Consider the following 6,507-nt stretch of genomic DNA (forward strand, 5'->3'; position numbering starts at 1 on the left):
CGCGACTTTTACCGTCTCGCCCAAAAGCAAAATCGTAAAGCCTTGGGCTTTCTGATGACTCTATATCGCAAACGTTTAACTAGTTCTTTTTATGCGATTCAACAATCCCTCACCCGCCGTCTCAACGATCTCCTCGCCGGAAAACCAACTAGTCTCAGCGTAGACGATCTATTAGAACTAGACGATTTAGATGATAGTGCGATCGATAGTTTGGCAGCACTAGCCGAATCCGTCCATCCCCAAGAAATCGAATATTTGCAAGATTTACTCCGACAATTCGATCGTACAGGGGAAGATACTAAATGCGCCCAATTTTTAAAAGTACTTAGGTGCGAATTGCAAGCGCGAGATAGTGCGATCGTGTTTACTCAATACACAGACACAATGGACTATCTCCGAGACTTCCTCCAAGCCAGCTTTGGCACGACGGGAGTAGCCTGTTATTCTGGGCGAGGGGGAGAACTTTATCAGGATAGTCAATGGAAAATCGTCCCTAAAGAGAAGATCAAAAGTCTATTTCGCGATGGCAAAATTGATATTCTCCTCTGCACAGAATCTGCCAGTGAAGGCTTAAACCTCCAAACTTGTGGTGTCTTAATTAACTACGATCTCCCCTGGAATCCCATGCGGGTAGAACAACGGATTGGGCGGATCGATCGGATCGGACAGCGTTATCCTACCGTCCGCATCCACAATTTCTACTACGATGGCACCGTTGAAGCCAAAGTCTACCGCCGTCTCCGCGAACGCATCGATGCCTTTGCCACCGTCGTGGGCAACCTCCAACCAATTCTCGCCCAAGTCCCCACCTTCATAGAACGCGCCGTCATGAGTGCCGATCCTGAAGAAGAAGATGTACTATTATCCGAATTTGAACAGATCCTCGATACCCCGCCACTCCGCCCTGCACTCGACGAAATGCTCGAAGCTGATGTTCGCGCCGATTTAGCCGAAACCAGTCGCCCTTTTGCTCCTACAACCCTAACTAACGATCGCATTGAGACTCTGTTCACTTCTTCTGTAATGCTCGAATCACAAGGAGTTGAGTTCATCTCCCAAGGCGATCGATGTTGGCAACTTGTTTTAAGCAATAAGCTCTATTTAATTACTTTTCATCCCGAAGTGTTTGAAGAGAGATCTTCTTCTATCCGCTTACTAGCCTTCGGCGATCCTTTGTTCGATCGGCTACTTGCTCTCGCCACAGTTAAATCTGATTCGATCGACAGTAGTATGGATTAATTATTCGTAGTGAGAATTATCGATTGGAAATTTTTTATACTCCATCAATTTCTAAGAGGGTGTATTCTCATCAACTATCAAGTAAGGTCGCTTCTAATCGATCGCAAATGCTTTGATGCCTTACTTGTGCGACTAGTACACATCTGACATCCGCGTTCTCCTCATCCAACAACCATTCTGGTCGCCAATCACTAAGCTTCTCCCAATATCGACGAGGTAAATTAACACCTAAAAATCTAACTTCTTTTAAACTTGGTAGTTTTTGCAAAACTGATAAATCTGTCAAGGGATTATTGCTTAGATCTAGCTCGATTAAATTAGTCAGGCTGAGGATGCTTTCTGGCAAACTATCTAGCTGATTAGAACTTAAATCTAGATGAGTTAAATTTACGAGATTACTAATGCTTTCCGGCAAATTAGTTATCTTGTTACTCCTCAGAGCTAGATGAGTTAAATTTACGAGACTACCAATACTTTCTGGCAAAGTAGTTAATTTGCCTTGCCTTGAACATAGGTAAGTTAAGTTAGTGAGATTGCCAATACTTTCTGGCAGGCTCAGTAGGCTACGATTATCATAAAGGTCTAAAGAGGTTAATTTGGTGAGATTACCAATGTTTTCTAAGTTAGTTAGGCGGGAACCACACATAAGTAAATTAGTCAAATTGGTGAGAATACCAATATTTTTTGGTAATTCTCTCAACCGATCGGCATGATGTAGAATTAATCCCTTGAGATGAGCAATATCATCCAAGTTTTCTGGCAAATCATGTAGCCAAATACTATCGCCTTTATATCGTCGGCTCGAACCATTAAGATCTTCCATACTTTCCGATATCAAATATTGTTCTTGTAAGCCATAAATGATCGGGATTGATTATGTCTAATGAGAATTGTCGAAAGTGACATCAAACAATGGATCTGGCTCAATGACGAACCGCTCATGATACTCCCTTCCCGCTCAAAGACTATAGATTAGCTTTTTCTTTATGCCCTCTGCGCTCTCTGCGCCTCTGCGGTTAAGAAAAAGATCTCTAACAGTAATGGGGCGGAAGTATTATCTATATTCTTCTGGCGGGAAGGGAGTAGATGATCGTCAACCAAAAATCTTCTCCTACGACCTTATCGCAAACAGCTAGAAAACCGATCTCAGAACAATCGCTCCCGAAAGTCGTATTCGTCAAAAATATCGTTACCGAATTACCATCCACACTCCAAATAGTTCGCAATCTTTTGACGTGTCGCTTCGGATAAATCTGCTAATTTCATACGTTGGAGATTGTAATAAACACGATTTACTAATACATAAATACTTTATATGGGCGCATTAGAAAATGCAACTGCCATTTCAATTGCCTACCTTTCTGTAGGCGATTGAAATGGCAGACGCTACGCGTGCGATCGGGTTATCGATCCAATGCGTCGATGTTCGTCGTGCTATTCAACCGCTGGATTATCTGAAATCTCGCCCAAATCGAGTTTGACATCTGCTTGCAAAATTGACTCCTGAGCGGCTTGAGCCAACTCCGCGATCGAGCATTGATACAACTCACATAAAACTGCCACCTTATCGATCGTTAACTTCGGTATCGTCCGCCCTTTTTCCCAATTTCGTACCGAAGACTCGCCCACACCCACTCGACTCGCCACATCCACCGTGCGGAGCTTGGCTCTGAGGCGCAGTTGTTTCATATCCATACCAACTTTATCCATTGCAAAATAACGCAACAGGTTGACGGTTGCAACCAACACCATTAGAATGAGTAGAATTAACCCGCGAATCGACTACCAGGAAGAATCGCAATAGCAAACGTCAACCCCTTGCGAGGTCAAAGTCTTATGATGACACGATCGCGCAGGAAATCGATAGTCTCAGCGCATAAAAATACCCCGATACCAGCAGCATAAAACTACTGGTACCAATCCTGCAACCCATCTGAAACCATGACAACATCAGAATCAGGGCATTTTCAGCAGATGTCTCAATCAGCTTGGCGACAACTCCACCAAGCAATTATCAATTTGTCTCCTCAACACTTTTCAGAAGCCGATAGCGAACAATTGACTATTCTCCTGATTCAGCAATTAAGCCATAACTTACAAGCCCAAAACCTAGCGGAGTTCTGGAATCATTGCCAAGAATATGGTGAATCAGTTGACACGATCGCGATCGAACTGTCGAGATTACCGCCGACACTCGAATTCGTCAATCGATTACCTTCTAATTGCTTCAGCCCTGGAGCCTATGTGCGCTGGAAACCATTGCCAGAAGATTCAGATGAAACAGACACCGGAACGATAGTTGGTAGCTTCTATGCGCCCTCCCAGCACGGCTGGAACTGGAAATATTTAGTCTTGCTAGATCGATCGAGTTATAGTCGGCAGTTCTGTATCGCCGATACCGCCTGGGAATCAGATTTAGAGGGATGGCAGCAAAAGCAATGCCACTGAATATTCCCCGTAGATTAGGGCAACGAGAAATCGACTTAATCGAGCAACTCGCTCACTGTCAGTTAGAAATGACTCCCCGCCAATTTGAAGCTAAATGGGATGTCGATCGATCTCAGATTGCCGCTTTGTGCCACTGTTCATTGGGAAATGTCAAGCGGTGGTTCAAGACTGATGAAAACTATCGATCGCCAACCAAATACCATCGACGCTATCTCGCACTCTCAAATTTGTATCTAGAACACTTCGATCGACTACCCCTAGAATTACAGCAGTTAATTTGTAGAGGTCGATCGGTCTAATCTTTACAAAAAAGGATCGGAACGATCCCAGTTAAGTCTCTAAGTACGTCTCGATCTACGACAGGAATTATGCTAAGAAGAGTTTGTGACAAAATAGTAGCTATGAACTCAATCGGTATGTTCGATAACACGAAAGAATCTCTCGGCGACTTGCTCGAACAGATCCACACTGGAAAAGCTCAACTGCCAGATCTTCAGCGAAGTTTCACCTGGTGTAACGAACAAATCGTTAAACTGATTGCCAGCATGTCTCAATCCTTTCCGATTGGTGCAATTCTCACTATCAAAGTCAACAGTAACAGCAGCTTCAGTTTCAAACCACGACTACTCGAAGGTGTGCAAATCACCAAAGAACCTATCCCAGACAGTCTGATCCTTGACGGACAACAAAGGCTTACTAGTGCTTACATGTGTTTGCGTTCTGGTAATGCTGTCCAAATTCGAGATCGCCAGACGCATAAGGTTCAAGAGCGTTGGTACTATATCGATATTTCTGCCGCCCTCAATCCAGAGATTGATCGAGTCGATGCCATCATCTCATTGCCGCGATCGCAAACTCAGAAAACTAAACACCGCAAGATTGATTGCAGCACCGCTGAAAAAGAGTATGAGCAATTACTATTCCCTGTCTCTGCCATCTTCAACTATGCCCAATGGCGGGAAGGATTTCAGAAATACTGGAACTACGAACAAGATAAATTAGCACTCGCTCGACAATTTGAATTAGAAATTGTCAAGCGATTCGAGCACTACCAACTTCCCATTATTCAATTGCGTCCAGAACTGTCTAAAGTAGCCGTTTGTCAGATCTTTGAAGATATGCACGAAATGCCTACTCCCATGACCTTCTTTGACCTTGTAACTGCCTGCTTTGCCGCAGAAGACTTCTCACTGCGCGATCATTTTGCTGCTGTCAGTCAGCAGTTATCCAGATTTGGAGTACTTCAAGGAGTGCGGAATACTGATTGGTTATCGGCGGTGACACTGGTAGCTACTTATCACCACCGAGAGCGAGTTGTGAAAGAGCATCCATTTATCGCTCAAATCCCTACAGTAGGCTGCGGTCGGCAGAATATTCTCGATCTAGAATTAGCGGACTACGAGCAATTTGCCCCAATAACATTGGCTGGTTTCGATCGAGCCGCAAAATTCTTGCATGGATTGGGATTCGTCCATCCAGAAGACATTGCTTATCCCAGTCAGTTACTCGCTTTGGCATCAGTACTGGCAATTGTCGGATTGCCTAACGATCTGGGGCGTACTCAGTTAGAACGCTGGTGGTGGTTATGTTCACTAGGAGAGGTTTATAATAATTGGCAGAACAAGCGAACTGCTAACGATACGACCGAAATTCCCCGATGGTTAGCAGGTGGGGCTATTCCTAGCAATATCCATTCAGTCCACTTCAATCGAGCAAGATTATTACAAGTAACTCGAAGACAGGGTGCAATTTATAAAACTCTCAATGCTCTACTCCGCAAGCAAGGCGCAATTGACTTTCTCTCAGGAGAAATCATCCGAGATGTCAAAGCATTCGATGGTGAGATTGAGTCGCATCATGTATTTCCCGAAGCTTGGTGCAAGCAACAGGGGATTCCAGCAACTCGGTACAATTGCTTGCTAAATCGAACTCCACTCAAAAAAGATACAAATCGGTTTATCGGTTCTCAACCACCATCGGTATATCTAGCGCGATTGGTAGATGAGCAGGGTATTTCTAAACAGCGATTGAATGAGATTCTGCGATCGCACTATATCGAGCCGAAAACATTGTGGAGTGATGATTTCGATGCTTTTCTAGATTCGCGAATGGGAGATTTATCACTATTAATTGAGGAGATGATGGGCATCAAGTTATCGAAAGGAAATCTGGCGGGAATGAAATAGAAGTTTAGACCCTGTAATTGTCCTACCGAAAGTCAAGTGAGGAGATTATGAGCATCATCACTATCCGTTGCCGTTTAGTTGCTGGAGTCAAAAAGAAGATTATTGGAAAAAGCATTAAAAACTTCAGTGCAGAAGAGCAAGTTCTACTCCAAAATCTCTTAAATGAAAAGATTCAAGTCGAGCTAGATGAAAACAAAGACAAGGATGCAAAAGTTAAAGCAAAAATAAAAAAGAATACGTTTATAACTCTAGCTGAATCTAGTGAAGATGTTCGCAAACAACTTTGGCATTTTTTTCTAACGAGTTCCTCGTTGACAGATGAATTACTCGATCGACTATCCCAACACCCTAATTTCAAGACATGGCTGCAACAAGGCAATCTGCCTGATGATGAACTTAAAGCTTGTTGGCTGGAACTCAAAACTAGCCCTTTGTACGATGAAAAACTGCCAGGAAGATTTTTCTCCTCAGTCCAATCGATGGTTAAGACTATCGGTTCTACCGAACCTGCTATGCAGGTTTAAATATTAAAATGCCAGGATAACATGCTTCTAATCTGAAAATTATCAAAATTCCTAAATCCATATCCTCTCCTTTTTATCAGCTTGAGTTTATTATTAATTCCTTCAACAGC

8 protein-coding genes are annotated in these 6,507 nt (G+C 43.3%); 5 read left to right on the forward strand and 3 right to left on the reverse strand.

All coding sequences use genetic code 11. The features are described 5' to 3' along the window. The coding region (locus RMO79_RS15905; protein ID WP_310484154.1) for a helicase-related protein at window positions 1-1,239 on the forward strand (1,239 nt) is incomplete at its 5' end. Between the two features lie 70 nt (window positions 1,240-1,309). Here the strand turns inward: RMO79_RS15905 and RMO79_RS15910 are convergent. Next, entirely contained in the window at window positions 1,310-2,062 is a 753-nt protein-coding gene (locus RMO79_RS15910) for a leucine-rich repeat domain-containing protein (protein ID WP_310484155.1), read from the reverse strand. Window positions 2,063-2,673: 611 nt separating this feature from the next. Next, window positions 2,674-2,991, reverse strand: a complete 318-nt coding sequence (locus RMO79_RS15915; RefSeq protein ID WP_310484156.1) for a helix-turn-helix transcriptional regulator — start codon at window positions 2,989-2,991, stop codon at window positions 2,674-2,676. A gap of 189 nt (window positions 2,992-3,180) precedes the next feature. Here RMO79_RS15915 and RMO79_RS15920 point away from each other — a divergent pair, with 189 nt between their 5' ends. The 4 genes from RMO79_RS15920 to RMO79_RS15935 all read left to right on the forward strand — a co-directional run bounded on the left by RMO79_RS15920 (window position 3,181) and on the right by RMO79_RS15935 (window position 6,397). Then, entirely contained in the window at window positions 3,181-3,687 is a 507-nt protein-coding gene (locus RMO79_RS15920) for a hypothetical protein (RefSeq protein ID WP_310484157.1), read from the forward strand. Next, window positions 3,663-3,986 (forward strand): hypothetical protein, encoded by a 324-nt coding sequence (locus tag RMO79_RS15925; RefSeq protein ID WP_310484158.1) that lies wholly within the window; start codon window positions 3,663-3,665, stop codon window positions 3,984-3,986. The genes RMO79_RS15920 and RMO79_RS15925 overlap by 25 nt, the downstream gene beginning before the upstream one ends. Before the next feature lie 102 nt (window positions 3,987-4,088). Next, entirely contained in the window at window positions 4,089-5,873 is a 1,785-nt protein-coding gene (locus tag RMO79_RS15930; RefSeq protein ID WP_310484159.1) for a DUF262 domain-containing protein, read from the forward strand. A 47-nt stretch (window positions 5,874-5,920) separates the two neighbouring features. Then, window positions 5,921-6,397, forward strand: a complete 477-nt coding sequence (locus RMO79_RS15935; RefSeq protein ID WP_310484160.1) for a hypothetical protein — start codon at window positions 5,921-5,923, stop codon at window positions 6,395-6,397. On the opposite strand, the gene RMO79_RS15940 is transcribed toward RMO79_RS15935, so the two are convergent. Then, on the reverse strand, window positions 6,394-6,507 hold a 114-nt coding region (locus tag RMO79_RS15940), incomplete at its 5' end, for a transposase (protein ID WP_310481284.1). The two genes, RMO79_RS15935 and RMO79_RS15940, sit on opposite strands and share 4 nt — an antisense overlap.

Source organism: Chamaesiphon sp. VAR_48_metabat_403, assembly GCF_031422475.1.
Lineage (GTDB): Bacteria > Cyanobacteriota > Cyanobacteriia > Cyanobacteriales > Chamaesiphonaceae > Chamaesiphon.